Here is a 25,131-nt window from a genome sequence, read left to right as displayed (position 1 = left end):
TAATGACTACGCTGTTTTTCCTTCCCTGGGCCTGTTCGGCGGATATGGACCAGGCCCTGGTCGCTTACAAACAGGAGAACTATGCCGAGGCCTATGAAATCGCTCGGGCTGTGCGTGACAGGTATAACTCTCAAGCGTCACGTATTTTTATAGCCCGGCTATTCTTTTACGGGCAAGGCGTTGAGCGTGACACCGGTCGGGCGGTCAAAGAGTGGGAATCGCTTGCACAGGAGGGAAACATTGCCGCTCAGTCGGTATTGGGCGCCCTGTATATCGAAGGCAATACGATACCACGCGATATAGGCAAGGCGCTTTATTACAGTACCCAGGCCGCGACCGCCAAAGACCCTGAGGCCATTTATAACCTGGGTTATCTAAGCGAAATGGGACTGGACGTAGAACAGTCATACCCAAAAGCCGAGCGTTTGTATCAACAGGCAGCCGATCTGGGCCTACTCAAAGCATCGCTCCGACTGGGCTACCTATATGCAGATGGCGTGGGCTCCAACGCCAGTGCTGAAAATGCCTGTGATTGTTTTCAGAAGGCCGCGGATGGAGGGAATGCCGAAGGACAACTGTTGTTGGGTAAGTGCTTTGCTACGGGGGTTGGGCGCAGCAGGGACTTCCTCGCTGCCTCTGAATTGTATCTGCGGTCAGCCCAGATGGGATATTGGCTGGCCCAGGCCAATCTTGGTTACTTGTATGAGAAGGGACTGGGTGTTCAGCAGGACCTGGGCGCCGCGAGAAAATGGTACCTGCTGAGCCGCGATCATGTTCCCAGCGCCAAAACCAGGTTGATGGCATTGGAACAGGTACTTCCTCATTGAATAGCGCCCGAGATGATCTGGAACAGTTGTACTCACAAACGGCGGTAGAGGCCCGTTCCAAACAACGATTAGGTACCATAATTTTGATGGGGCCAGGGGCATTTAAGTTCGTCGCACTACTGGTGGGAATGGTATTGCTGGCATTTTTAATATTGATCTATGCGGGTAGTTATTCTAGGAAGATTTCTGTCAAAGGGGAGTTGGTGCCGGTGAGTGGCGTGTTGAAACTCTACCCAATGCGCTCGGGGGTGGTGTTGGAGTCATTCGTCAACGATGGAGACCTGGTACGCGAGAATCAAAAAATGATGTCGCTCTCATTTGACAGTGTCAGCGCCCCATTCGGTATGACTGAGCGGGCGGTGGGCGAGCAGTTGAAGCTTACGCTGGGGTCTCTGGATAGCGACAGGCATCAGGCTGGCGTGTTGTTCTCTCAGGAGCAGACACTGTTGCAGGATGAGGTTTCCCAGGCCCAGGCCGATGTTGAGCGCTTGAACAGGCTAATCGAGGTTCAGCGTTCCAGGCTGAACTTGGCCGAGGAAAACGCCCACCGATACCGCAAGCTTTATGTGCAAGATTACATCTCTAAGGAAGAATCAGAGATCAAGCAGTCGGATTACCTGGAACAGAGTGCTCGTTTACAGACACTACAACGTGAACGGGCAGGGGCAAACTTGGGCATTAAGTCCAAGGTCGCGACACTGGAAAAAAGAGCGCTGGCGTATCAAGCCCAACTCTCGGAAATCGATAAGAAGATCTACGTTACTAACGAAGCGCTGGCGCGTAGTGCGCTGAATCAGGGCAGTGAGCTGAGAGCCCCCAAGGACGGCATTGCCACGGTCGTTACGGCGCGGGCAGGGCAGTTTGTCTCCGCCGATAAACCTCTAATGACCATAGTTCCGGTGGATGCCCAACTGATTGCCGAAGTCTATGCGCCTAGTTCCGCCATTGGCTTTGTCAAACCCGGGGACCCCGTTTCCTTACGTTATCCGGCCTTCCCCTACCAAAAGTTCGGTTTGAAACATGGCCGGGTGATAACAGTCGCACGGGCGTCCTTGTTGAGTAAAGAAATCAGTACTGCAGTCGGTTTGGACAATGCTGAAAGTGCCGCGGCTCTCTTTAAGGTGACTATAGAGTTGGACCAACAGTGGGTCGAAGTTTATGGGGTCAGGCAAGCCTTGATCCCAGGAATGCTGGTGGAGGCGAGCATTATTCTGGAAAACCGAAAGTTGTATGAATGGGCCTTGGAGCCCGTCATTTCAGTCACGGGCAGGTTGTGACATGAGCATAGATCTACTGAAATTTTCCGGGAAAAAGAAACTTCCTTTGCTTTATCAAGCAGAGAGCGCCGAGTGCGGTCTGGTTTGTCTGGGTATGATTGCTGGTTTTCACGGGCTAGATATCGAGTTGTCAAGACTCAGGCAGATGTTTGATGTGTCCTTGAAGGGGGCAACACTGGCCAACCTGACGAGTTCGGCGAAAAAGCTGAACCTGAGTGCTCGTGCCTTGAGGCTGGAAAGCGAAGAGGTTCAAAACTTGAAGCTGCCGGCCATCCTGCATTGGAATTTCAACCACTTTGTAGTGCTCGATAAAATCAGTCGCGGTAAATATTATCTGCATGATCCGGCTAGTGGCTTACGGATTGTCTCGTCTGAGCAATTGCGCGAAAGCTTTACAGGGGTGGCATTGGAGTTGTGGCCTACACCTAGTTTTGTGGCGAAGTCACTCAGGCACACCCCTTCGTTGTGGGGCTTGATGGGTACGGTCCGTGGCATAGGGCAAGCCGCCTGGCAACTGCTATGCGTATCTTTCGCCATTGAAGCGTTGGTACTTGTCAGCCCGTTTTTCATTCAGTGGGTTATTGACCATGTACTAGTAGCCAACGACAAGGACTTACTGGTGATCATGACTGCCGGATTCTTGGTGGTAACCCTCAGCCAGCAGGCCTTGCGCGCGTTGCGTAGTTATATGGTCATGTACTACTCGGTAACCCTTGCCCTGCAATGGAAAGAGAACCTGTTTTCTCACTTGTTGAAGTTGCCGCTGCGCTACTTCTTCTCAAGGCATGTGGGAGATGTGTTAGCGCGGTTTGGCGCGGTGGACTCTATTCAATCGACCCTCACAACGTCTTTTACTACGGTGATCATCGACGGAGTGATGGCACTGTTGGTTCTGGTACTGATGTTTGTCTATGCCCCTAGCCTGGCAGTAGTTTCTCTTTTGGCGCTGAGTTGCTATGGGCTCAGCCGGTGGGGCTGGTACTTGCCTTTGCGCCGTGCGTCGCAGGAACAGGTGGTTAATTCCGCCCGGCAACAAAGCCATTTTCTAGAGACGCTGAGAGGGGTGAGGACAATCAAGTTGTTTGCACGGCAGGAGCAAAGGTGCTCTCAGTGGATCAGGCTACTGGTCGACCAGATCAATGCCGGGGTAGTGGTACAGAAGCTTCAGATTGCTTTTCAGCTGATCAATACATGCATTTTTGGTGTTGAGGGCGTGCTAGCGATATATCTGGGAGCGAATATGGTATTGCAGGGTAATTTCACGGTTGGAGCATTGATGGCTTATCTGGCTTATAAGGGGCAGTTCACCCTGAGGGTATCTAGCCTTATTGATCGCTCAATCGAGTTCAAGATGCTTCAACTTCAGGGTGAAATGCTCGGCGACATTGTGTTGTCGCCAGCGGAGAGGATTGTCGCAATTCCAGAGTGCAATCTGCTTCGCGACACGGCTATTTCTCTTGAAGTAAAGAATCTGTCCTTCCGTCATTCAGAATTTGAGCCGGATATTTTATCAGGAATCAGTTTCTGTGTAGCGGGTCGCGAGTCTGTGTGTATTGTCGGCAGTTCGGGCTGCGGTAAAAGCACCTTGCTGGGTGTGCTGATGGGGATCTATAGCGCACAGCATGGAAGCATTACTGTCGATGGACGGGAAGTTACTACGGAACATCTGCTTGCACTACGCGAGCACATGGCTGTGGTCATGCAGGATGACACGCTATTAGGCGGTTCCATTCAGGAAAACATCTCTTTCTTTGACGAAGAGGTGGAGATGAACTGGGTCATGGAGTGTGCTCGGACCGCTGCCATACATGAGGAAATCATGCAGATGCCGATGGCCTACAACACCTTGGTAGGGGACATGGGGGGGGTATTGTCTGGAGGGCAGAAACAGCGAATCCTTCTGGCACGTGCCTTGTACAAACGACCCAGGCTGTTGATTTTGGACGAGGCGACTAGCCATCTGGATCCCGTTACAGAAAGCATTGTGAATAACAATATAAAAACTACTCAGATCACCAGGATATCGGTGGCGCATCGGCTGGAAACCATTCTGCAGTCTGAAAAAATCATCAAACTTGAAAATGGCAAGGTCAAGTTCGTCATGTCCACGGCTGACTATCGACAGTCTTTGTCAACAGCAAGTCTTCAAGGTGATGTGTGCGCACATTAATGTTCATGATTATGCTGATTTTCTCCGTGCCGGCATCCGCCCGGGCAGTCACGACCTTGGCTCAGACGGGAGAGTCCGCTTCGGCTAAGATGGGAGAGCATTCGCCCAGCGCCGGTCTGTGTCCTGAGTTGACTTCTAGGCAGACCTGGAACCTGTCTGGCCTAGTGCAGTTGGCGTTGTGCAGAAATCCACTCACCGCAGAAGGATGGGCCAATGTCGATCGCCATAGGGCCCGTGTGACGGAGGCCGGCTCCGAGTATTTACCCAAGCTCCAAGCCAGCTACAGTCAATCCCGAGGGCATGGAAAGACGTCGATCGATGATGACCGATACGCTGACTATGCCGTCAATACCAAACCTACTAGCAGCGCGCTGTCGCTCAGTTGGCTGCTGTTCGATTTTGGTGCTCGTGATGCACACAAGGATTATGAAGAAATTCTGCTCGATGTGGCATTGGACTCATATCGCGAGTCTGTCAGCCAAGTGGTGATCAATACCGCAGACGCCTATTACAGCCTTCTATTGGCCCATAACCTTGCTCGAGTCAGCCACGAGGCCCTGGATAGTTTGGAGTTAAGTGTGGCAATCGCAAAAGAGCGGTTTGCCCTTGGCGCCGGCTCCAAAGCCGAGCTGCTGGAGGCGATTGCGGCCCGAGATAGCATGCAGTTGCATGTCTTACAAGATGATGCCGGAGCGGTCATGGCCATGGGCCGTCTTGCATTCGCCCTTGGGTTCAAGCCTTCGGTAAATGTGAAAGTCGAGCAGACAGAGTTGGTGGCACCCTCCATCTTAAAGTTAAACAATCTCCAGGACTATCTGCTTGCCGCCCAGAATGAACATCCGCTGCTGCGCTCGGCTCGTGGGCGTCTGGCGGCCGCGGAAGCCAATACCCGCTCGGCAGGGGCTCAGGGCAAGCCAACGCTCGTTTTCTTTGCCAATATTCAATACAACGAGTCCATCAGCTCAGGCAATGCTTACACCTATTCCTATCTGTCTAACAGTGCTGGATTGACCTTGAACATCCCGATATTCGATGGTTTTTCCGCCAGATCGCAACGAGCCAGGGCGGCTGCCGAGGTTGATGTTGCCCAGGCGCAATTACACGGTGTGGAAAACCAAGTGGAGCTGGATGTCTGGACCTATTTTCAAGAGGTGCTGGCATCTCTGCAGAAGGTCAGCTTGTCTCGCAGTTCGCTGCTCAGTTCGCAACAGGCTGTGCAAGTTGCCTACGGCCGCTATAAGAGCGGAATGGGTAGTCTTTTGGACTTGCTGAACTCTCAGAATAGGTTAATGAATACAAAACTGCAGCAAGCCCAGGCCGTCGCCCAATTGCGATTGTTCAGTATTCGCCTGGCGCTGGCCGCCGGTCAGGCCGTCGAGCCGTTGTTGATCAATCAACCCGCCGGCTAGGTCTCAGTTTCACTGGCAGGCTTGAGGGCAGCTTGACCGTCAAGCCGTCTGCTGCTTCTTCTCTAGAGCCAGTACGCTCCTTGAACCATATCGGTTCAGCCTAATTTGTAACCCAATACTGCGCGTACGACTACCAGGCCTTACTTCGGCGACATCGAATCGTGCCCAGCCATTCACGTCCCGGGAGCTGCTGGGACAACGCCGCGATGGAGAGCTTCTTCCGTTCGCTGAAGGCTGAGCGGGTGTACCTGACGCGCTATGCCAGCTACCACGAGGCGAAAACCGACCTGTTCGAGTACATCCACTTTTACAATCACCGTCGCCGCCACTCGACGCTGGGCTATTTCAGCCCGATGGAGTTTGAGCGGCGCTATGCGAGCAGTAACTCTTAACTACCTGTCCACCAGCACCGGGACAGACCACCGAGTGGAACAGTAGGCCTTGAGGCCTGCCACGTTGTTCGTAAGCCATGTCCAACGCCTTGATAACCAGATCCGCATCTGGCTTGCTCGACAGCGCCCAACCCACAATTCGACGCGCATAGAGATCCAGCACGACAGCTAGGTAATGCCATTTCCCTTGTGCCCAGATGTAGGTGATATCACCACACCAGACTTGGTTAGGTGCCGGCACTTCAAACTCTCGATTCAAGATGTTCGGAATATCCGGCCGCTCAACCGTCGCTTGTTTGTAGGCATGTGCTCCAGGTTGTTTGCTGACTAACGCCAGCTCCCGCATCAATCCACGCACCTTGAATCGCCCGATTTGTTCTCCATCTTCCCGCATCATCGACACGATGCTGCGGCTGCCGGCGGCGCTTCGACTCTGCGTGAACAGCTCATTGACTCGACTGCGTAATCGAAGTCGTTCAACGTCCGGAATTCGCCTTCTGTGACGATGTGCGTAGTAACTTGAGCGAGTGACTTCGAACACTTCGCACAAACAATCAACGGGCTCATGGTCGCTGAGCTGGCGGATCAGCGCGTACGCTCGAGATCTTCCGACATCAAGAGCGCGGTAGCCTTTTTTAGTATCGATCTCTCGCGTTCAAGGCGCGCGATCCGGGCTTCCAACTCTTGAATTTCTGCTCTGGCCTCAGCGCTTTGCTGGCCGGCGTAACGCCGCTGCGCTCCTGCTGAAGCTGATTAACCCATCGACGCGGTGCTGATTCGACCAAGCCGAGCGAACGGGCCGCTTCGGCATGGCTGTAGCCTTGATCGAGCACCAGGCATGCAGCTTCGCGCTTGAACTCAGGAGTAAAGGTACGGCGTTGCTTGGTCATCGGACACCTCTCTGTGGCGAGCATTCTCGCCTAAATGGGTGTCCGGGGTTAGTAGACCACTACAGGGCGCCGATCGGTAGAAGGTAGGCTTGATGGGTCTTCAAAGCGTAAGCCACGATCTCCAGCCTGTGATCAAGCAGGCCACCTAGATGGGCGTGCTGATGATTTTCCGAAGCTGGCATCAACTATACCAGTTCTGCATACCGCTCGAGCGGCTGATGCTGAAGCGTGTTGAACTGTTGGTGTGAAAGCGAAGCGCGGCGCCATATGTTCTCCAGGCGTTCTTGGCGTTGTGGAGTGTTCAGCAGCGCAGCTGCGTTTGCCGGTAGGTGGAAGCCTTGCGGAGATGCTTCTGAGGGAGGCCTAGCCGGTTTTCGGCTGAGCTAGGAAAGAATTTGCATTGGGCGCGCCATGAGAATTCATGGCGCGGGTTTTCTCTACAGGCGGAATGCCAGCAACAAAAAACCATTTTTAGCGGTGAGAGGGTTTTAGGGCATTGTGCTACTACCTAGGGAACAGACTGGTGGTAATGTTTCTGATTCAGAAGTGGGGGAACGATAATATGTCCGGCCTGCAGCACTGTTGAATAGATCGAGGATGTTCGCGACCGTCCTTGGGCGAGCAGCTAGCCGAGTTGTTGCCGCATAGCTGGAAGTCGACTCAGTCTTTAGGAACATAAGCGTCCGCGCTAGCCTGTGCATCAACGGCTAAAATTTCGGTGAAACCCTCGCTCAAGCGTGGAGGCTGAAGTGCTTTAAAGACGTTCCTAATGGCATTTTCAGGAACCATCTCATTATCAGGGCGCAATTGATTACGTGCCAAACAGTCTTCCAGCGAAGTAGTAAAAAAAATTGCAACCACATCAAGCTCATGCTTCTTGGCAATCTGTATGAGCGATTCACGCTCACAGCGTTGAACCAGGATGGCATCAAAGATTACAGCGCTAGGCTCAATTAAAAGCATCGATTTGGCCCAAGTGCTTTTTCCTGCACCCTGAGCGCCTATCAATAGATACAGACGAGAAGGCTTAGGAGTCGCTAGCAGAGCCTCTGATAGGGCAAGATGAGCCCTCTGCCAAGCCAGTCTATTGAGCTCAGCGTCGATAATGCGCCCATTCTCCGTCTGTAGAAAGTGATCAGGGTTGATGTGCATGATGGTGGCCTGCAAGTAAAAGCGTGAATGTAGTATTTGAAATGTAGTGGTCTAATGAAACAGGACACTCATTTAGGCGAGAATGCTCGCCACAGAGAGGTGTCCGATGACCAAGCAACGCCGTACCTTTACTCCTGAGTTCAAGCGCGAAGCTGCATGTCTGGTGCTCGATCAGGGCTATAGCCATATCGAAGCCTGTCGTTTGTCGGCGCTGATTGAAAACTGACCCACCCTGCCGATTGAAAAATGACCCAGGGCAGATTGCCGATTTGTTATCAGCAATTGTGGATTAGCGTAGCAGTCCTGTCCGATCTCAAAAGATCGAAAGCCCCACCACATGTGCGCATGTGACAGGGCATTTTCCGATGGGGATCAAAATGGCTCATCGTCCTCAACTGCATCTTCTTCCTTACGCTTACGTTCTCGTGTCTTGATCTTTGTCTGGTCAGCCAGGGTGCTGTGTTGCAGACGATAGGATTCATTACCCGTTTCGACGATGTGGCAGTGGTGCGTCAGTCGATCCAGCAGCGCTGTGGTCATTTTGGCGTCGCCAAACACACTCGACCATTCCGAGAAGCTGAGGTTGGTCGTGATGATCACGCTGGTGTGCTCGTAGAGCTTGGACAGAAGATGAAACAGCAGCGCTCCGCCGCTTTGGCTGAAGGGCAGATAGCCCAGCTCATCCAAGATGACGAGGTCTGTGCGCAGCAGCCCCTGTGTAATTCGGCCCGTTTTCCCATCGTACTTTTCACGTTCCAACAGATTGACCAGGTCTACCGTGGAGAAGAAGCGGACTCGTTTGTTGTGGACGGTGATCCCGGATACAGCCAGTGCGCTGGCCAAGTGTGTTTTGCCTGTTCCAGGGCCGCCGATGAACACCACGTTTTTGGCCGTTTTCGTGAACTCCAGGCTGGATAGCTCTTTGACCAGACGGGCATCAGCGCTGGAAGCGCTGAAGTCAAAACCTGCCAAATCACGGTGCATGGGGAGCTTGGCCATGTTCATCTGATGATTCACGGAGCGCACGGCACGATCTGCTTGTTCCTGCTGGAGCAGATGCTCCAGCAACCATTTTGAGGACGCTGTCGAGGCTTCTCCTTGGGCTGCCAGTTCTTCCCAGGCGTGCGCCATGCCATGCAGGCGAAGCTCTTTAAGTTCTGCCATCAAGTCACGCATTTCGGCTCTCCTCATCTTTGGCGCGCAGTTGGTCGTACCGAGCCGTGTTGGCAGCCGGCGCGACCTTGAGCTGAAGACTCGTTTCTACAGAAGGAGGCGGTGCCGTCGACGTGAGTCGAGCCAGGACATTCAGGATGTGATCCGCGCTCAAGCTGCCGGACTCAAGCACCAGTTCCACGGCCACCAAAACGGAGTTCAGGCCGGTAATGGGCACCGCAGCCAAGACTTGGGTCATGACGCGATCACCGTTCACATGACGCCGCAGGCCACGCTTGAGCAGGCGCAATGGCTTGGGCAAATCGGCAAACGGAGCGCCATTGCGAAGCGCGCCAGGCTTGCGCGCGATCAGCGGTATATAGTGCTGCCAGTCGTAGTTGACCTGGTCTCGATCAAAAAGCCGCTCATGACTGGCGATAGTTGTCTCATCAGCAACGACCACAACCCGCGAAGGGTATAAACGGCTGCTGACCCACTGACCGACGAGTTCGCAAGGCACCGAGTAACGATTGCGCGCCACGCTGATCAGGCAGGTACTGGAGACCCGCACTGTGCGTTCGACATAGCCGTCGAAAGCGCTGGGCATCGGCATCATTTCCACCCGCTCCAGCTCCAGAACATCTGCCACCGTAAGCCCCTTATATTGCGGGTGCGGCAGCTCGCTCCAGAGAGTCCGGCAGCGCTGGCCGAGCCAGACATTCAGCTCATCGAAGGTATGAAACAGGCAATCTTGAGCATCGAGCCAGATTCGTCGCCGACTGTCTTGGACGTTCTTCTCGACGATCCCTTTTTCCCAACCTGAGGCAACGTTGCAGAAGTCTGGATCGAACAAATAATGCGAGCACATCACGGCAAAACGGGCGTTGACCGTCCGCCCTTTGCCTTTGCTGACCTTGTCGACAGCCGTTTTCATGTTGTCGTAAATGCCGCGACGAGGAACGCCGCCCAATGCCCCAAACGAGCGAGTATGGGCGTCAAACAGCATCTCGTGACCTTGGCTGGGATAGGCCACCAGCCAAAATGCGCGGCTGGCACAGAGCTTCATGTGGGAGACCTGGATCCGCCTGAACAGCCCACCGATCAGCAGACCTTCTTCACTCCAGTCGAACTGGAAAGCCTCGCCCAACGCGAACGTCAACGGCACAAAGGCTCGCAAGGATTTTCCTTGCTCGCCGCGCCACGCGCGGATGAATGCGGTCAGTTGGCTGTAGCCGCCGTCGTAGCCCTCGGCTTTGATCTGCTCGAAGAGAGCCTTGGCGGTTCTGCGGTTGTGTTTGGCCCGAAGTGAATCGGCTTTGAGTGCCTGCTCCAGTATTTCGTGGAAAGGACTGAGCTTGTTGAAAGCGGCTTGCCGCTGGTACACCGGCTGTTTGGTTTCGGGGGCTCTGATCCACTTTCGGATAGTGTTTCTGGACAGCCCGGTACGCTTCGCTATCTGGTGAAGCGAAAGCTTGTCGCGGAAGTACATCCGCCGAATTTTTCCCATCATTTCCATGCTGATCACCTGGTGTTCTCCTGCTCGGAAAGTGAGCAGAAGCAGTTGAACACCTGGGTCAGTTTTCAGTCGGCAGAACAGCCTTTAATGGGTCAGTTTTCGGTCAGCGGCAACATGTCGTTCCCTTGGAGTTGTCGAGTCTGCGCTGCGTCGCTGGGTTAACCAACTTCAACAGGAGCGCAATGGCGTGACTCCGCAAAGCAAAGTGTTGACTCCCGAGCAGCAAAAAATCCAGGAGTTAGAGGCCCGGATCAATCGGCTGGAACGGGAAAAAACGATCCTAAGAAAGGCCACCGCGCTCTTGATGGCCGAGGAACACGAGCGTTCGCGTTAATTGATCAACTTCGCTCTGAAGAGCCTGTTGATCTGTTGTGCTCGGTATTTGAAGTCACCCGATCTTGCTATTAGGCGCACTGCCGCAAGCGTCGATCTCCGAACGTTGAGCGGATGGTTTTGCGTAGTCGCGTGAACGAGCTGTTCTCCCAAAGCCGCAGCGCGGCGGGCAGCCGAAGCATCACGTTCATGATGCGTGAGGACGGCATAGAGATTGGGCGATTCAAGGTACGCAAGCTGATGAGCGAGATGAAACTGGTCAGCAAGCAGCCTGGCTCACATGCCTATAAAAAGGCGACAGTGGAACGGCCAGATATCCCGAACGTGCTGGATCGGGAGTTCACTGTAGAGAAACCGAATAAGGTCTGGTGCGGTGACATCACCTATATCTGGGCTCAAGGCCGCTGGCACTATGTGGCGGTTGTGATCGATCTGTTCGCCCGCCGCGTAGTGGGCTGGGCATTTTCATCGAAGCCCGATGCCGACCTGGTGATCAAGGCTTTGGATATAGCGTATGAACAGCGTGGCCGCCCCCAGAATATGCTGTTTCACAGCGACCAAGGCAGCCAATACGGCAGCCGGAGCTTTCGCCAGCGGCTATGGCGTTATCGCTTCACGCAAAGCATGAGTCGGCGTGGAAACTGCTACGAGAACGCACCGATGGAACGGTTGTTTCGCAGCCTGAAAACGGAATGGATACCGACCGTGGGCTATATGAGTGCATCGCTGGCACAGCAGGATATCGGTCGTTTTTTGATGCAGAGGTACAACTGGCAACGGCCACATCAATTCAACAGCGGGTTGGCGCCCGCAGTGGCCGAGGGAAAACTTAACGCAGTGTCCGGGATTAGTTGACCACTACAGTCAGCCCCTGCTGTGCCTTGGCCAACTCCCCCATTAAGCGGACGCCTTCTGCGCTCTTCATCATTCGTTGAGCAGCGATTGTGGCCTGCTGGGGATTGGGGGGGAGGTTACGTGATAGCTGGTTTTCTAGGCGCTCCTGGCCATCCAACAGAATGACGCGAACCTGAACGCCTGCAGGAACTACCAGTGGATGAGCGGAGTCGGTGACTGCCCAGGCTTCAGCGTGAGCGTCCCCAAGTGCAAGTGAACCGAAGATGATAAGGAGGATGGCTTTTAACATACGGGCTATACCTAGTCATTAGTAGATAGGTACAGCCTGGGTCGACTCAAAACTGAGTGCAGTAGAAAATGGATAACCAAGACGTTGGGATTTTCTGGTGTCGATTACGGCCATCAAGTCATACTGACGTACTACACCTTTTAGCCTTGAACTCTACCAATCTAGCGCAATAGGCGGCGGGCCCTGAAGTGATGAAAAGGGCGGTAGAGCATCTTCGGCTATTTCCTGAATCACTTCGGCGGCAGGTCGCTGTGAAAATTGAATGCCGAGCGCCGCATGGTTCACTGCTGCAGCTTGCCACTCTTCCAATAGTGCTATCAGGCCATTACGTTCTGTATGAAGAAAATAGCCACTTTGTTGATGAGCGCATAGGTGATTAGGGGCCTCCTCAAGACAAAACCGAAAGTATAAGCTGCTTAAGTTTGGCAGGGGAAACATACGTGACCGAGGCTATAAGCGTATTTGTCAACTGAGTCATGACCCGAGAATCGGGTCTCGTATAGGATCAATATTTCGAAAAAGCTTTGGGGTACTTTTCTAAGTAGGCGTCACAAAGCTGTGTGTCTTGGGAGCGCATGAACGCTCTGAAGTCGGGTATCAAGAAAACCAATAGAGACAATAATAAAACCATTCCGCCTAGTAATGTAATGGTTAGTTCTATTCCGAAGTTTTCGATTAGAGTGTTCATGGCGAAACTTCCCACTGGGCTAGCTGCCGCAGATAAAAATGAGACTGTAGCAAATATACGATTACGATAGTTTTTGGGAGTTGCAAGCAGCCTAACAGCAGACGTTGGGATATTTATTAGCATTAGCCCCACGCCCCCCCAGAAAAATGCAATAGATACAATTAGTGGGGATGAAATACTGCCGGCTACCAATAGATTACACCCTAGGAAAGCAAAGCCAGAAGATACACATAAATCACGTGGAATTTTGTCAGACATCCAGCTTATTATTTTGTAACTTCCCGCCAAGATACCTAGTCCGAAGCAGGAGTCCAAGAGACCAATGTAAGTCACCGGGTAATGCATGACATTCTTAACGTATAGCGGAATAAGAATAGTGAAGAACGGGAAAAGGGCGAAGTTTATCATCATTGCAATAACGGCAAGATAAAACTCAACCTTTACACCGTAAACTACTTTGAATCCTTCATAGATCATACTGAAACCTCCTCTGCCTTGACTTCTTTCGTCCTGAACAGAGGCGCCTATGTGGCTCGGGATAGTTGCAATCAATATTCCCGCAATAAGAACTGCAAAAAAATCTGCGACAAAAGCAAACGTTATGCCGACTCCATAGATCAGCCCACTGGCGAGCACGGGTCCTAACAAAATAGAAAATGACGACATCACACTTTTGCTACGAAAAGCTAGAGATACCTGGTCATCATTTGCAAACAAAGGAATAATCGACGATTGAAGAGGGTCGCGTATTCCAACAATCGCGCTGCTGATCAGCATCAGCACACCAACCATCCAAGGATTGAACTCCCCTATGAGCGACAACAGTACCATCAATAGAGTAGTCAGTAAGCTGATCCATGAAGCGGTTTTTATGATTGTAATTTTGTTGTACTTGTCCCCTAGCCAACCGAGGAGTGGTTTGGCCAATACCTCTACCGTGATAGCACAGGCAATCATATTAGCAAAATAAAGTGCAGAGCCAGTTTCTTGTAGAGCCCACCAGGCTACCGCCAGCTGATTACACCTGCCCCCAAGCACCATCAGTAAAAAGCTGAGTTGTACTTTCAGTAAACGTCGATCGATAGTAAGAAAGCCCCAGCTAATGCCCGAGAAACTTGCACTCATTCATAACCCTCTGATTATTATATAGTTAATATTTTATCAGGTACGCCCCATAGACTCATGGATGACGTGGTCGTCCGGGGATTCCTACACATCCGTTATACCTTCTTGCATGGTAGCGTGAGTTCCTTGATTGCCAGAGGCACGTGTTTCTCTTGGTGCAGGAATGAGCTTACGAATGTGCCGGCTAAACAGGGTGACGCTCCCAACTCCTAGCAAGAGGGTTCCTATGACGGAGATCATTAATCCTAGCGAGCCTGTCAGGCCGTTGCCCCAAAGGAGCGCTGCACTGGTGTGTCTGTTGACGATAGGGGTGATCAAAGAGGAAACCGCAGGGGCCGACAGTAAAAGGGACGTCGGGGTCATTAGGTACTGAGTGATTGAGCGTAACGCGATGATCTTGCCTTGTATGTCCTGTGGCGTATGGGTATGCCAGATAGTCTGGTTGGAGCTGGCCAGGAGTGCTACTGAGGCCCCGACCAAGGGTGTCAGTAACCAAAGACTCTCCCTGAAGGCCGCCAGCCCAATGGCAATGAAGCTGAAGCCGAGAATGAAGGTACTGGCGATCAGCAAATACACGGGGTGAATACGTTTCTTGAGCCGGGCCATGGAGAGCCCCGAGAGCAGCATTCCAGCTCCGATCGCTGCTGATACCAACCCTAACTCAAGATTGGATCGCGAATTCAGTACATAAGGCGTCAGGGCGACCATGAAGATCGAAAGCAGAGCGTTGATCAGCATGAAGACGAGTAGCAGGGTCACCAGGGGGCGCTTGCTCAAGAGCCAAAGCAGGCTCTGTCGAATCTCAGCGATCACTGGGGGACTTTTCGGGAGGCGAAGCGGGGAGCTGAAAGTAACGCTGAACGTGCAGCAAAGCAGCAGAGTTGCGCTGGTGACAAAGGTCAGTGCGTCGCTACCGAGCAGCAGAGGGAGGCCGAGGTAGTCGAAGCCGACTGCCCCCAGTATTGGTCCTAATATGAGTGAGCCGCCACGGAAGACTTGCTGGACCGAGTTGACCTTCAGCAACGCGTCCTTGGGCGTGATCTCTGGGATCAGAGAGGCCGAGGCGGTATAGCGAAATTCGTTCGCGCAAGCAAGGCACAATGCCAGGGTAATGGCCTGAAGAGTTCCGAACAGACCGTATCGATACAGAGTGAGGGATAACAGCAGGCTGACACAAGAAAGGCTGTCGGCGGCGATCAGAATTTTTTTCTTTTCGTAGCGATCACTGGCCAGTCCCGCGATGGGAGCAAACAGAAGGACTGTGAGTGGAGTGATGATTCCCAGTAAGGTCATTGCGCTGTAGGAACCTGTTACATGGAATATCCATGCAGCAATCCCGAAGGTAGTCAGGCTCGACCCCATACTGTTCATGCCAAGTATGCAGACAAACAGAACGGGAGATAGAGATATACGAAGCATTAAGGCGTGACCTCTGGAGGGTGGTTTTTCAGGGAGGCAGCGTCAGACAGTGGTGGACTCAGAGCAGGCTGGACAGTTTCGGTAGCGGATGTAGGCCTGGCGTTCCGTGTATCCATCCAGGGACACCTTGAAGCTTTCGAAGAGCGCTTCCTGGCTGCTATTGCCGGTTAGAAAATGCAGGATCGTCGAAGTCATGAAGCTCGCTACCAAGGCGGGCCTCGGACCAAAAGCGGCGCGTGCAGGTAGCGGGTGCGCGGTGAGCTTTTGCAGGAAGCTGGCCGGGTCTGCATAGCGCGATCGGTATGTACGTGCCTGACAGAGATAGCAGGGCGACTGGAAGGGAACGCTGATCGGTCCAATCCAGTTGCTGGCCATGGCCAGATAGGGTGTGCGCAGCGCCAGCGAAGCCTTGCCGATCCATTCGCGAATTTTCAGTCTTGGTTGATCAGCGGTCAGCAATATGAATTCGGTGCCGCTAGCCGCGCTCAATGCCTGTTCCTGGCTATTGACATAGCTGGTCAGTGCCTCAACCCGCACCGGTGAGTGCTGAGCCAAAAGAATGTCGCGCAGCACTTCGGCCTTGTGCTGGCCAATACTGCTTTCTGGGTAGAGAAATTGTCGGGGGAGGTTGCTCCGCGCCACGCGGTCGCCGTCCACCAGGCGTATACCGCCGACTCCGGCGGCGGCCAGCATGAGTGCCGCCAGAGAGCCTGCGGCGCCAGCGCCGACGATGCATACCGTTGAGTTCTGCAAGCGAGTGTTCATCCGCTGGACTGAGTTCGTACTGCTGGCGAATGCCTTGAAATATTCGTCCTGCCAGACGAAGCGAGTTTCAGTATCGGCAGCTTCGCGTGGGCTCCCGTCATGAACCCGAATGAGTCCCAACTCCCAGAGGTTGGCCAGCGCGGAGGTGCGATATCGTTTGCCGGTGGAGGCTGACACTCGACGACCTATGAGTCCATCAGATGAGGCATCCGCCAGGATGTGGTACTCGTCCTGAGTATTGGAGAAGACGATGGAGTCGCCTTTCTCACTATGTAGCCAGAGATGTTGGTCGGCGTTTTCCACTGTCCATGACGGTATGACTTCAAGTATGCATTCATCACTCGTCAAGTCATCCAGTATTACGTTTCTCATGGTTGGCATGTCTTACATCCTTGTGAGGCTTAGTTTGCGGCGTAGACTTTCAGGTCAGTAGCGGGTACTGCCTCGGAATATCCCTGTACCAACGGATGACAACTTCCCGTCCCAGTTTCTGCTGGACTTCCAACATTGCTTCTTCCAGCAAGCCTTTATTGATGTCGATAAAATGCTCTAGGTCTTGTCTGATCAGTGTGGCGCCTGCACCTTGCACATCATCAGGGGCAGGTTTGTGGTGTATGTAGTGACCAAAGTAATAAGTGCAGAAGTCGGTGTATTCTCGAGTACTGAGAATGAATTCGTGCCAGAAACCATCTAGTACCCATTGCTCCTGAAAGCAGGGGAAAGCGAAAGGTCTTTCGTCCCTAGTACCGATGAGCCATATCCATTTCTTCAAATCAATAAACAGTTCTTGGCATTCGTGGATGGGCAGTCCATGTTTTTTCGACATGGTCTTAACCAGGGCATCATTGCGATAGGCCAATACATCTTGTAATGCCGGTGTTCTTCTCATGTTTGTCTTCCATGCTGGATGTACTCCACGATGAGGAACGGCCCTTAGGCCGCTCCCCCAGGTTATCGCTGTTCTATCTTTCTTCCGTGCAACAGACGACTGCCCGCTCGGGATCTTCTTCCCAACGTGCGGCCGCTTCGTCAAGGATGGTGGATATCAGGTTATCCTCGGCGTCCTGTTTAGCTTCTATAAAGGCATTCATCTCAAAAGGCATGACGGAACTCCATGTAATGGCATACGTACTATTGAAGGTTGGTTGCATAATGGGTAGTAGCAATTTGGATGTATCCAGCAGGTGGCCTGTCAAAGGCCCTGGCTATTGGGAAGCGGACATCCTGCGGCCCTGACGGGTTCGGCATTGGCGAGCGAGAAGTGGCCTGCTCCCAAGGTGAGAAGCAGCAGCAGGGAGAGTCTCTGAACGAGTTGCATAGGACAGTTCCTTCTATTTGATTGACATGAGTGTGGATACAAAGCAGTCATTGAATTCTGTGATCCACAACACCCTGTGAAAATACTCGAAGGAAAATATAGGGCTCAGTTAGATGATTTTTTTATATGCTTAGATTGATTGTTAAGGAAACCTAAAGCTGGTGGCTTTTCTTATTTTTTGAGCGTCACCCCTAACTATTATTTTTCCTTCGATAGGAACTTTGGTCTGTTCCGGAGCTGGTGGACAGGTAGTTAAGAGTTACTGCTCGCATAGCGCCGCTCAAACTCCATCGGGCTGAGATAGCCCAACGTCGAGTAGCGGCGGCGGTGATTGTAAAAGCGGGTGTAGTCGAACAGGTCGGTTTTCGCCTCGTGGTAGCTGGCATAGCGCGTCAGATACACTCGCTCAGCCTTCAGCGGACGGAAGAAGCTCTCCATCGCGGCGTTGTCCCAGCAGTTCCCGGGACGTGAATGGCTGGGCACGATTCGATGTCGCCGAAGTAAGGCCTGGTAGTCGTACGCGCAGTATTGGGCTGCCTCGATCCGAGTGCAGCAGCACTTCTTCTTTCGGCTGCTGGCGTTCAATGGCCATCTCCAGCGTGGCGTGTACCAAGGCCTGCTGCATGCGGTGGTGTATCGCCCAACCGACGACGGCTCGTGAATAGAGATCGAGCACGACTGCCAGATACAGCCAACCTTGGGCCGTCCGCGCGTAGGTCATGTCCTAGACCCAGTGCCGATTGACGCGATCCGAGGCGAACTGGCGATCCAGGTGGTTCGGGGCAATCGGCAGAGCATGACGACTGCTGGAAAGCAGCCGCCAGCGCTTGCGCGAGGGAACGCGCAGACCGGCTTCGCGCATCAGTCGAGCAACCCGGTGTCGACCACACGCATGCCCCATGGCCGCTAACTCGGCCTTGATTCGGCGATGGCCATAGATCCCATTCACCTCGTGGTGAATGGTGCGGATCTCCTTGCTTAGACGCCGATTCGCCATCTCTCTCGACGAAGGTGGCCGCTGCTGCCAGGCATATAAGCCGCTACGGGATAGCGACCAGCCAACGCCTCGATGGCGCGGAACTTCACTTCGTGGGCTGCGAGAAGATGGCGAGCGCCTTTTTTAAAACATCGCGCTCCATGGTGACCTGAGCCAGTTGCTAGCGTAGACGCCGCAGCTCCGCGCTCTCACCACGCTGCTTGCCGTTGCCCGGAAAGGCATCGTCACCTTGCTGCTCGTACTGGCGCTTCCATTTGCCCAGCAGGCTTTCAGCGATGCCGAGCGTCTCGGCTACATGACGAAGCGGCGTGCCGGCAAGTACCTGGTCTACCGCCTCGCGTTTGAAGGATTCGGGAAAACGTCGTCTGGTCTGGGTCATGAACACTCCTTGCGGTGGACATTATCCACCTTAAGTCAGTGTCCACTCAGCCCGGGACAGACCAAAGGTAGTGAACTTGCACCTATTTACCAGCACTCTTGAATGCCCACTGTGAACCGAAAAAGCAGGAATAGACTGAACGCTACTATTTGCGGTTGGCTACCCTCTGCCAAGAGCAGCTTAGGGCCACGATGGACCCGGACCGATGCAGCCATTCGAGTGGGCATGTCACTGATCTGGCAGAATGCTGGACGCCTAAACGTGAGCGAACTCAACGGCTTTACTTTTCTGGGCCAGTATATGCACCCCAAAGCTTTTGATATTGGGCAAAGTGGCATTATGGTGAGCGATGATGTGCGCCGCCTCGTCATGGGCTTTGTCGTGAGTAGTGTGAGCATCACTCACAATGGCCACGTCATACCCCAGTGAAGCTGCACGACGGACCGTAGTGTCGATGCAGAATTCCGTGGCATAGCCACATATAACAAGATGAGAAATGCTGTTTTCTAACAGTACGGATTCGAGATTTGTTCTCAAAAATGAATCAGGGGTGGTCTTGCGAACAAAGTGATCAGTGCTGCCTATAGTCAGGCTGGCATCCAGGGCCCATGCTTCGCTGCCATGCATGAAATAGTCGCCGCTGATAGCTTCGTGCTGAACAAAAATAACGGGCGCGTTACCCAATCTAGCGCGCCGTGACAATTCGTTAATCCGTTTCATGACCTCTAATTATGAGTAGGGCCTGGGCAATAGTGTAAATAGCCCGTGCTGCACATCAATCACGATCAATGCTTTCATTGATATCTGCTTCCTTACAAACGAACCGGCGATGGGGATTGTCGCTGTTCTCCATGAGTGATTGCAATGGGTCGGTTAGCGCCACTGGACCGAGCTGATTATCCTTGCCCTCCCTCACATGGAGGACAAGACATGAACACTATTACAACCAGCAGACGTCAGCCTTGGAACAAAGGAAAACTGGTTGGGCAGAAAGCCCCGCTCCGACTGAAAGATATCTGGGCCATTCGGGTAAGGCTTCAAATCGCGCAAGACACTCGTGATTTAGCCCTCTTCGATTTGGCAATCGACAGCAAGCTACGAGCCTGTGACCTGACCAAGCATCGTGTATGCGATGTTGCTCATGCGCGCCTCTTTAAGCGCTGCAGCTCCATGCATCTGCAGTGGAAAATGGGTATCCGTCCAGCGAAGTCATCTATCCAGTTTTGCAAGCCAAGACAGAGTATGCAGTTGAGTTTCCCAAGAGCGCGATTGTCTTCTGCGCTAGGAACGCGGATATTTCCATACCTTATTGCCTGGAAAATTTTCGATGAAACTACCAGAAATCAGTACATTTATTGCTCGATGGCCCTTGCTGGGCCTGGCTCCCCCTACCGCTTGGATGGTTTCTCAAGACTGCGAAAATCAAGTTCTGGCTTTGCTGGCACGGCTTGGCGCAGGTTATCGACGCCACGGAAACTGTGCAGTCCATGAAACTGCCGTTGTTGAGCAAGGTGCTGTGTTAAAGGGCGCGATTATCATCGGCGCAGGATCCTTCGTGGCGGCGGGTGCCTACCTACGTGGGGGTGTTTATCTCGACAGTGAATGCATTGTTGGCCCAAGCTGCGAAGTGAAAAGCAGCTTCATGCTTGCCGGAAGCAAGCTGGCGCACTTCAATTTTGTCGGCGACTCATTGATTGGCGAGAACGTGAATGTCGAAGCAGGTGCAATTATAGCCAATTACCGCAACGAGCTAGATGGTGTGGATATCAAAATCCGCTATGCAGATAATGTGATCGAAACAGGAATTAAGAAATTCGGTGCCTTGGTCGGCGATGGCTGCAAAATTGGGGCGAACGCAGTCATCGCACCCGGTGCTCTATTGCGGCCAAAGACACACGTTCCACGTCTCGGGTTAATTGACCAGTTTGCCTACGATTAAGCAGAACGTCCGCCTCATCCGGCAGCACGCCGACGATTTCCCACATATTATCTCGCCAAACTGGCGCAGGCCTGCTCACACGCACTCTCCTGCTCCGGCTTTGACCAGCATCTGCTGATCACACGCAAGCTGCGACTGCCGCAACGAGCAAGCGCTCGTACCCGATCAGCTTTCGGTGCTCTGCAGCACTGCCCGCACCTTCACCTCCGGGCTGTCGGTCTGCCTGAGCCTCCAGACAATAGAGCCCCATCGACACCATCAAGACTCGCTGTTAACATCCGCGCCACGTTCGCCATCAACAAGGGGATTGGCGAAAATAGAAGCCCCGAAGACTTACGCACTTCGGGGCTTTGTCTTTCATGGAGCGCACTCATTTTTCGACCTGGAATGTAGGCGTATCTCGCGATTTTTCCTAAAGCGGATTTTCGCTTCAGTTTTATTCTTTAAAAGACGGGCTTTAGCCCTTATTGCTGAGCGAAGCGAATCATTTGCATCCTTTGTTAGGCACTTTTTACCAGCCGTTTTTTTAGGTGATACAGGCTGGTCCCAACAGGTCGACCTTCCAGAACACCATAAATCTCGTACCCATGCTGTTCGTAGAAGTTTTTAGCATCAAAGGTTTTTAAGAATGCAACCATCGCCCCATTTTCAACGCCAATTTTTTCTGCCCTCTCCAATAGCATAGAACCAATTTTTCTACCGCGATGAGATTCCTTAACCCAAAAGGTATCAATCTCCACCCCATCCCAGTAACAATTAAACTTAATTGCACCGACATACTCGCCTACGTCGTCGTGCGCAACCAGCATAAACATCTTATCTTCCGACTCTGGTGTTAGATCTGGGTATTGAATCCGAAGATATTCTGAAAACCTACTATCCAAAACTGACTGATCTTTTTCTGTTGGAGAATCCAATACTTCAATCCTGACTTCCAATTTACTTCTCCAGTGATTAACCTTAAAAGTTACCTACAGATTCCTGCATAACATTTTATTTTGCGATATTCAATGTCGCGTGACACCTAATATTCATGCACCCTCAAATTTAGCAATCATAAATTCAGATATGCATATACGACATCAGTAATAAGATAAATTAGCATAATCACACTAATTATCATCACCACGCCACCTGCCTAGAGGTTGTAATCTTCTTCACGTGGCTCTGATACGCTGCCAGGACTATTCAGCAGTCCAATTGATCAGCCAAGTCCAGAAAGTCTCGGGCATTGATATCGAAGCGCTCATCAAAAGCCGTATCGACATTACCCTGAGGCCCGAACTCCAGCGGCCTGGCGACGAACGCAGTTTTCATACCCAATGCCCCCGCCGCCAACAGATCGTACTTGTGACAGGCAACCATCATGGCATTGTCGGCGGCCACATCAAGATAACGGAGCGCCATTTCATAAGTCCGCGGATCAGGCTTGAAGGTCTCAACCATCTCAGCAGCGAAGATGGCATCCCAGGGTAAAGCTCCTGCTTTTGAAATGTTGACCACCGCACTGACATCGGCATTTGACAAGGTCACTATCTTGAAGCGGGTCCTAAGTCTATGCAGGCCCTGAACAGCATCGGGCCAGGGAGCAATCGTCTGCCAGGCGAAATTGATGCGCTCACGCTCCTCGGGGGAGAGAAATCCTACGTGGTACGTCTCGATGACCTCATCGAGGGCGCAGCGATAGAGACGATCCACAGACGTCCATGGCCGCCTGTCACAAAGAATGTCATCGAGGGCCGGGCGATACTTGCCTCGCCAGTCATCGACAAAACATCCCCAGTCGACGCCGGTAGCCCGGCTACCTGCAATGGCTGCCGCCTGTTGCGCGATGCTCGAACGAAAATCGGTGACAGTCCCCTGAACATCGAAAATTAATGCTTGAAGCGTGTTCACTGCCTTCTCTCCGTCGAGTCAGGGCGCTAGGACTGGTATGCAGAGATTGACGCCTCATAAGTTTTCGTTTCAATACATCCCCCTTAGCTAATTTGCAAGCTAACCACGAATTGATTTATGCAGGGACATTATCAATATGGATTTAAGCGACGCCTTGCATCGCCCGTGATCACCTGATGGTCTATTGATTTAATCGATCGACAGGATCAGTAAATGCGGCTCAAGCGCTCCAACCAACAGCTCTCCGAAGACCTAGAGTCATCTGCACTAACTTTGGATTGGGCAGCAGCAGATATTATCAGCATTGCTAATAGCCTAGTCGTGGCTGGCAAGAGTCATGAGGCAGAGGAGCTGATCGAGATATGCCAGAACGTCCGCGCCGAAGTCGAGCTCTTATATGCACTGGCTGACGAGCAATAAATCCGGGGGATCGCTGGCGGCTTCGCAAGGCAGCTGAGGCCATGCAGCATCGCAATAGTGTTCTAGAGCGTATCCGCCCGGGCATCTCACCTTGCTCGACCTCAGATGATCAGGGGCAGTCGATACCTCACCTCTACAAGTGCTGCGCCCCCCCTTTCGAGATCGCGCTCACTTCCCGTTTCTTCAATGCATCCTACGCCGCGATAAAATCGGATAGCTCGCTCATTTTCGGTCAAGACCCAAAGGGTTAAACGCTGATAACCTTGCTTTATCAAGTGCTGTAACCCGGCCTGCCATAAAGCAAAGCCGACTCCAGTTTTCCAGTGTTCAGCAATAACGTAGAGAGCCATGACCTCAGCTAAATTTTCAGCGGTTATATCCTCATCTCGGCATACCCCGACAGATATCCAGCCGACCAGCTCGTTGTTCAGTTCCGCGACGAATACGTTCGATTCGCCCGACTCAATCGAGCGAATCCAATAGGATTCCCGCTGTGGCAGCGAAGCGCCCAATGACAGCAAGTATTCAGCTGGCATCAAGTCACGATACGCCTCTTGCCAACTGCTGATATGGACTTGCGCAATAGCTTTCGCGTCCGATGGTAATCCTTTCCGAATCATAGGTGCTCCTTTCAGGCTCCTGACGTTTTGCCTCAGGGTATCAGCCCGTCAGTTACTACACCGTATGCCACTTATGCGGATGCGCCAGCAGGCCTGCGGTCGGGAGCTGCTTGTCGATTAACTGTGCCGGATCGGTGCCTGGATCAGTGTTTCGCACTAGGGGCAGGCCCACTTTCCACGTACATGTTGCTCGACTGTGAACACGCCAGGTGTGTAATCGAGCTTCTCGCTGATGTCCTCGCCGATGCGCTGAAGTTGAACATCTCGCCGTCCGTACCCATGGTGAACATGTCCATCGCCTCAGCCATTTCCGAAAGTCGGTTTCGCCTAGTTTCGGGGGTTCCTTCATTACGAGAGGCCTCGTAAGGCCGCGTTCGCTGTCTGGATGACAGATGCAGCGGCAAGCAATGCGATTAGGTGAATTTTTGGGGTGGGCATGATTGCTCCTTTGATCAACTGAGAACGATGAAGGACAGGACCATCAAAAGCAGCAGCACTCGGATGGCCGATGAACTGGCGATTGAACGATCGATGTTTTTGGTGGCCCAGCCACGCCAGATGCTGTACAGCGCCCATGCCGCCCAGAGCATTGCGACGGTCATCACTGACCCGACGATTAGGTTGGTACTAGCCTGGGCGGTCGCACCACTTGCTGCGTTGAATGCGTCAGATTGCGCAGAGCTTATGCTCATTGCCACTTCCCTCCGGTGGTGTACTGACCGGAGAGGTCTGCGGCGTCTCGAGGTTGGGCACGACTCGGGGTGAGATAATCCTGGAGACCTTGGCGGATCCGCTGGATGTCTGCAGCCAGGCGGTCATAGTCGAAGTAGTAGCGTTGCCCTGGTTCACCTGCGATGGCGCTGCTACGCCGCGCAGAGTCTTCAAGGGCATTGAGCTGCCTGACCATGACTTCGATGTTGGTTTGCTCAGATGCTGTAGCGGCTTCGATCACCGGACTGACTGCAATGCCGCCTGCAACGATCATGGTCAGCGCTGTCATCAATGAGCGGCGTGTAGATGTCGAGAGTAGATGGCGGTTCACGGGTGGCGGGACTCTGGCAAGACTGTTTCCAAAGCATGCCGCTAGAGGTTTGTGGTGCGCCTCAAGAAATGGTTAACCGGGAACCTTTCATTTTTTGCAGTTTGCATTCGTTTTCTACTTTTGGGTTAGCACTGCTGAACTTATGGCCCGTCTAGGAGGATTGTGCTTATCTTCTCAACGTATTAACGGTTTGTCGGTGTTCGAGTTGATAGCTGGGAAGTCCAGTGTTCATGGGTGTCCCCTATGCTTAAAGCATAGCTT

23 protein-coding genes and 7 pseudogenes are annotated in these 25,131 nt (G+C 52.7%); 9 read left to right on the top strand and 21 right to left on the bottom strand.

Features of this window, described 5'->3' with window-relative positions:
- Positions 1 to 2 precede the first annotated feature (2 nt).
- From I9018_RS20275 to I9018_RS20260, 4 genes are read left to right on the top strand one after another with little or no spacing between them, the layout of a single operon-like run.
- Entirely contained in the window at positions 3 to 827 is an 825-nt protein-coding gene (locus I9018_RS20275; protein ID WP_158250066.1) for a tetratricopeptide repeat protein, read from the top strand.
- Positions 824 to 2,104 (top strand): HlyD family efflux transporter periplasmic adaptor subunit, encoded by a 1,281-nt coding sequence (locus I9018_RS20270; RefSeq protein ID WP_241107343.1) that lies wholly within the window; start codon positions 824 to 826, stop codon positions 2,102 to 2,104. Before I9018_RS20275 ends, I9018_RS20270 begins: the two co-directional genes overlap by 4 nt.
- A 1-nt stretch (position 2,105) precedes the next feature.
- Positions 2,106 to 4,274 carry a peptidase domain-containing ABC transporter gene (locus I9018_RS20265; protein WP_103326294.1) on the top strand — a complete coding sequence of 723 codons (2,169 nt, stop codon included), beginning with the start codon at positions 2,106 to 2,108 and terminating at the stop codon, positions 4,272 to 4,274.
- Between the two features lie 11 nt (positions 4,275 to 4,285).
- Entirely contained in the window at positions 4,286 to 5,683 is a 1,398-nt protein-coding gene (locus I9018_RS20260) for a TolC family protein (RefSeq protein WP_241107342.1), read from the top strand.
- Between the two features lie 423 nt (positions 5,684 to 6,106).
- Here I9018_RS20260 and I9018_RS20255 read toward each other — a convergent pair.
- The 3 genes and pseudogenes from I9018_RS20255 to I9018_RS20245 form a co-directional block, all read right to left on the bottom strand.
- Positions 6,107 to 6,965 (bottom strand): annotated as a pseudogene (locus I9018_RS20255) (IS3 family transposase); the annotation flags it as partial.
- A gap of 65 nt (positions 6,966 to 7,030) precedes the next feature.
- Positions 7,031 to 7,378: pseudogene (locus I9018_RS20250) on the bottom strand (TraI domain-containing protein); the annotation flags it as partial.
- Between the two features lie 247 nt (positions 7,379 to 7,625).
- Positions 7,626 to 8,117 carry an AAA family ATPase gene (locus I9018_RS20245; RefSeq protein ID WP_103326297.1) on the bottom strand — a complete coding sequence of 164 codons (492 nt, stop codon included), beginning with the start codon at positions 8,115 to 8,117 and terminating at the stop codon, positions 7,626 to 7,628.
- Between the two features lie 106 nt (positions 8,118 to 8,223).
- Between I9018_RS20245 and I9018_RS20240 the strand changes: the two are divergent.
- A pseudogene (locus tag I9018_RS20240) lies at positions 8,224 to 8,340 on the top strand (transposase); the annotation flags it as partial.
- Between the two features lie 149 nt (positions 8,341 to 8,489).
- On the opposite strand, the gene istB reads toward I9018_RS20240, so the two are convergent.
- Positions 8,490 to 9,293 carry an IS21-like element helper ATPase IstB gene (gene istB, locus I9018_RS20235; RefSeq protein ID WP_241107341.1) on the bottom strand — a complete coding sequence of 268 codons (804 nt, stop codon included), beginning with the start codon at positions 9,291 to 9,293 and terminating at the stop codon, positions 8,490 to 8,492.
- Positions 9,286 to 10,785 carry an IS21 family transposase gene (istA, locus tag I9018_RS20230; protein WP_241110179.1) on the bottom strand — a complete coding sequence of 500 codons (1,500 nt, stop codon included), beginning with the start codon at positions 10,783 to 10,785 and terminating at the stop codon, positions 9,286 to 9,288. The genes istB and istA overlap by 8 nt, the downstream gene beginning before the upstream one ends.
- Positions 10,786 to 10,903: 118 nt before the next feature.
- On the opposite strand from istA, the pseudogene I9018_RS20225 reads away from it, so the two are divergent.
- Positions 10,904 to 11,973 (top strand): annotated as a pseudogene (locus I9018_RS20225) (IS3 family transposase); the annotation flags it as partial.
- Here the strand turns inward: I9018_RS20225 and I9018_RS20220 are convergent.
- From I9018_RS20220 to I9018_RS20175, 10 genes and pseudogenes are all read right to left on the bottom strand, one after another.
- Positions 11,966 to 12,262 (bottom strand): DUF1525 domain-containing protein, encoded by a 297-nt coding sequence (locus I9018_RS20220; RefSeq protein ID WP_103326298.1) that lies wholly within the window; start codon positions 12,260 to 12,262, stop codon positions 11,966 to 11,968. The pseudogene I9018_RS20225 and the gene I9018_RS20220 sit on opposite strands and share 8 nt — an antisense overlap.
- 153 nt (positions 12,263 to 12,415) lie before the next feature.
- Positions 12,416 to 12,613, bottom strand: a pseudogene (locus I9018_RS20215) (LLM class flavin-dependent oxidoreductase); the annotation flags it as partial.
- 154 nt (positions 12,614 to 12,767) lie between these two features.
- Positions 12,768 to 14,075, bottom strand: coding sequence for an MFS transporter (locus I9018_RS20210; RefSeq protein WP_103326299.1), 1,308 nt, complete (start codon positions 14,073 to 14,075; stop codon positions 12,768 to 12,770).
- A gap of 84 nt (positions 14,076 to 14,159) precedes the next feature.
- Positions 14,160 to 15,494, bottom strand: coding sequence for an MFS transporter (locus I9018_RS20205; RefSeq protein ID WP_103326300.1), 1,335 nt, complete (start codon positions 15,492 to 15,494; stop codon positions 14,160 to 14,162).
- A gap of 42 nt (positions 15,495 to 15,536) precedes the next feature.
- Positions 15,537 to 16,640 carry a ThiF family adenylyltransferase gene (locus tag I9018_RS20200; RefSeq protein WP_103326301.1) on the bottom strand — a complete coding sequence of 368 codons (1,104 nt, stop codon included), beginning with the start codon at positions 16,638 to 16,640 and terminating at the stop codon, positions 15,537 to 15,539.
- A 40-nt stretch (positions 16,641 to 16,680) separates the two neighbouring features.
- Positions 16,681 to 17,148: a hypothetical protein gene (locus I9018_RS20195; protein ID WP_085600514.1), complete on the bottom strand. Its 468-nt coding sequence runs from the start codon at positions 17,146 to 17,148 to the stop codon at positions 16,681 to 16,683.
- A 73-nt stretch (positions 17,149 to 17,221) separates the two neighbouring features.
- Positions 17,222 to 17,362, bottom strand: coding sequence for a hypothetical protein (locus tag I9018_RS20190; protein WP_158091456.1), 141 nt, complete (start codon positions 17,360 to 17,362; stop codon positions 17,222 to 17,224).
- Between the two features lie 467 nt (positions 17,363 to 17,829).
- The gene (locus I9018_RS20185) at positions 17,830 to 18,162 is read right to left on the bottom strand and encodes an integrase core domain-containing protein (protein ID WP_158091455.1); all 333 of its coding nucleotides are present in this window, start codon (positions 18,160 to 18,162) and stop codon (positions 17,830 to 17,832) included.
- Positions 18,163 to 18,734: 572 nt separating this feature from the next.
- Positions 18,735 to 18,953 (bottom strand): transposase, encoded by a 219-nt coding sequence (locus I9018_RS20180; RefSeq protein WP_058017057.1) that lies wholly within the window; start codon positions 18,951 to 18,953, stop codon positions 18,735 to 18,737.
- A 255-nt stretch (positions 18,954 to 19,208) separates the two neighbouring features.
- A complete protein-coding gene (locus I9018_RS20175; protein ID WP_241107340.1) occupies positions 19,209 to 19,673 on the bottom strand; it encodes an isochorismatase family protein in 465 nt (154 codons plus the stop codon).
- A gap of 210 nt (positions 19,674 to 19,883) precedes the next feature.
- Between I9018_RS20175 and I9018_RS20170 the strand changes: the two are divergent.
- Positions 19,884 to 20,096 (top strand): annotated as a pseudogene (locus I9018_RS20170) (integrase); the annotation flags it as partial.
- Between the two features lie 184 nt (positions 20,097 to 20,280).
- On the top strand, positions 20,281 to 20,892 hold the full coding sequence (locus I9018_RS20165; RefSeq protein WP_103326302.1) for a transferase: 612 nt from the start codon (positions 20,281 to 20,283) through the stop codon (positions 20,890 to 20,892).
- Between the two features lie 500 nt (positions 20,893 to 21,392).
- Here the strand turns inward: I9018_RS20165 and I9018_RS20160 are convergent, their stop codons facing one another.
- Complete coding sequence (locus I9018_RS20160) at positions 21,393 to 21,830, bottom strand: GNAT family N-acetyltransferase (RefSeq protein WP_085600506.1); 438 nt, start codon at positions 21,828 to 21,830, stop codon at positions 21,393 to 21,395.
- A 250-nt stretch (positions 21,831 to 22,080) separates the two neighbouring features.
- Positions 22,081 to 22,788 (bottom strand): haloacid dehalogenase type II, encoded by a 708-nt coding sequence (locus I9018_RS20155; RefSeq protein ID WP_085600504.1) that lies wholly within the window; start codon positions 22,786 to 22,788, stop codon positions 22,081 to 22,083.
- A gap of 213 nt (positions 22,789 to 23,001) precedes the next feature.
- Here I9018_RS20155 and I9018_RS20150 point away from each other — a divergent pair, with 213 nt between their 5' ends.
- On the top strand, positions 23,002 to 23,208 hold the full coding sequence (locus I9018_RS20150) for a hypothetical protein (protein ID WP_085600502.1): 207 nt from the start codon (positions 23,002 to 23,004) through the stop codon (positions 23,206 to 23,208).
- A gap of 101 nt (positions 23,209 to 23,309) precedes the next feature.
- Here the strand turns inward: I9018_RS20150 and I9018_RS20145 are convergent, their stop codons facing one another.
- The 4 genes and pseudogenes from I9018_RS20145 to I9018_RS20130 form a co-directional block, all read right to left on the bottom strand.
- Positions 23,310 to 23,828, bottom strand: a complete 519-nt coding sequence (locus tag I9018_RS20145) for a GNAT family N-acetyltransferase (protein WP_103326304.1) — start codon at positions 23,826 to 23,828, stop codon at positions 23,310 to 23,312.
- A 79-nt stretch (positions 23,829 to 23,907) separates the two neighbouring features.
- Positions 23,908 to 24,083, bottom strand: a pseudogene (locus I9018_RS20140) (IS66 family transposase zinc-finger binding domain-containing protein); the annotation flags it as partial.
- Between the two features lie 197 nt (positions 24,084 to 24,280).
- Positions 24,281 to 24,520 carry a TIGR03758 family integrating conjugative element protein gene (locus I9018_RS20135; protein WP_103326305.1) on the bottom strand — a complete coding sequence of 80 codons (240 nt, stop codon included), beginning with the start codon at positions 24,518 to 24,520 and terminating at the stop codon, positions 24,281 to 24,283.
- A complete protein-coding gene (locus I9018_RS20130) occupies positions 24,517 to 24,828 on the bottom strand; it encodes an RAQPRD family integrative conjugative element protein (RefSeq protein WP_103326306.1) in 312 nt (103 codons plus the stop codon). The genes I9018_RS20135 and I9018_RS20130 overlap by 4 nt, the downstream gene beginning before the upstream one ends.
- Positions 24,829 to 25,131: the final 303 nt, after the last annotated feature.

This window comes from Pseudomonas sp. MPFS (assembly GCF_022537035.1).
In the GTDB taxonomy this organism is placed as follows: Bacteria; Pseudomonadota; Gammaproteobacteria; order Pseudomonadales; family Pseudomonadaceae; genus Aquipseudomonas; species Aquipseudomonas sessilinigenes.
This window is presented reverse-complemented; position numbering and strand designations above follow the sequence as displayed.

Bases quoted from the DNA above. Each gene is read 5' to 3' on its own strand.
- I9018_RS20275 (WP_158250066.1), top strand. From the start codon at position 3: ATGACTACGCTGTTTTTCCTTCCCTGGGCCTGTTCGGCGGATATGGAC.
- I9018_RS20265 (WP_103326294.1), top strand. From the start codon at position 2,106: ATGAGCATAGATCTACTGAAATTTTCCGGGAAAAAGAAACTTCCTTTG.
- I9018_RS20260 (WP_241107342.1), top strand. From the start codon at position 4,286: ATGCTGATTTTCTCCGTGCCGGCATCCGCCCGGGCAGTCACGACCTTG.
- I9018_RS20245 (WP_103326297.1), bottom strand. From the start codon at position 8,117: ATGCACATCAACCCTGATCACTTTCTACAGACGGAGAATGGGCGCATT.
- istB (WP_241107341.1), bottom strand. From the start codon at position 9,293: ATGCGTGACTTGATGGCAGAACTTAAAGAGCTTCGCCTGCATGGCATG.
- istA (WP_241110179.1), bottom strand. From the start codon at position 10,785: ATGGAAATGATGGGAAAAATTCGGCGGATGTACTTCCGCGACAAGCTT.
- I9018_RS20220 (WP_103326298.1), bottom strand. From the start codon at position 12,262: ATGTTAAAAGCCATCCTCCTTATCATCTTCGGTTCACTTGCACTTGGG.
- I9018_RS20210 (WP_103326299.1), bottom strand. From the start codon at position 14,075: ATGAGTGCAAGTTTCTCGGGCATTAGCTGGGGCTTTCTTACTATCGAT.
- I9018_RS20205 (WP_103326300.1), bottom strand. From the start codon at position 15,494: ATGCTTCGTATATCTCTATCTCCCGTTCTGTTTGTCTGCATACTTGGC.
- I9018_RS20200 (WP_103326301.1), bottom strand. From the start codon at position 16,640: ATGCCAACCATGAGAAACGTAATACTGGATGACTTGACGAGTGATGAA.
- I9018_RS20195 (WP_085600514.1), bottom strand. From the start codon at position 17,148: ATGAGAAGAACACCGGCATTACAAGATGTATTGGCCTATCGCAATGAT.
- I9018_RS20190 (WP_158091456.1), bottom strand. From the start codon at position 17,362: ATGCCTTTTGAGATGAATGCCTTTATAGAAGCTAAACAGGACGCCGAG.
- I9018_RS20180 (WP_058017057.1), bottom strand. From the start codon at position 18,953: ATGACCCAGACCAGACGACGTTTTCCCGAATCCTTCAAACGCGAGGCG.
- I9018_RS20175 (WP_241107340.1), bottom strand. From the start codon at position 19,673: ATGAAACGGATTAACGAATTGTCACGGCGCGCTAGATTGGGTAACGCG.
- I9018_RS20165 (WP_103326302.1), top strand. From the start codon at position 20,281: ATGAAACTACCAGAAATCAGTACATTTATTGCTCGATGGCCCTTGCTG.
- I9018_RS20150 (WP_085600502.1), top strand. From the start codon at position 23,002: ATGCGGCTCAAGCGCTCCAACCAACAGCTCTCCGAAGACCTAGAGTCA.
- I9018_RS20145 (WP_103326304.1), bottom strand. From the start codon at position 23,828: ATGATTCGGAAAGGATTACCATCGGACGCGAAAGCTATTGCGCAAGTC.
- I9018_RS20135 (WP_103326305.1), bottom strand. From the start codon at position 24,520: ATGAGCATAAGCTCTGCGCAATCTGACGCATTCAACGCAGCAAGTGGT.
- I9018_RS20130 (WP_103326306.1), bottom strand. From the start codon at position 24,828: ATGACAGCGCTGACCATGATCGTTGCAGGCGGCATTGCAGTCAGTCCG.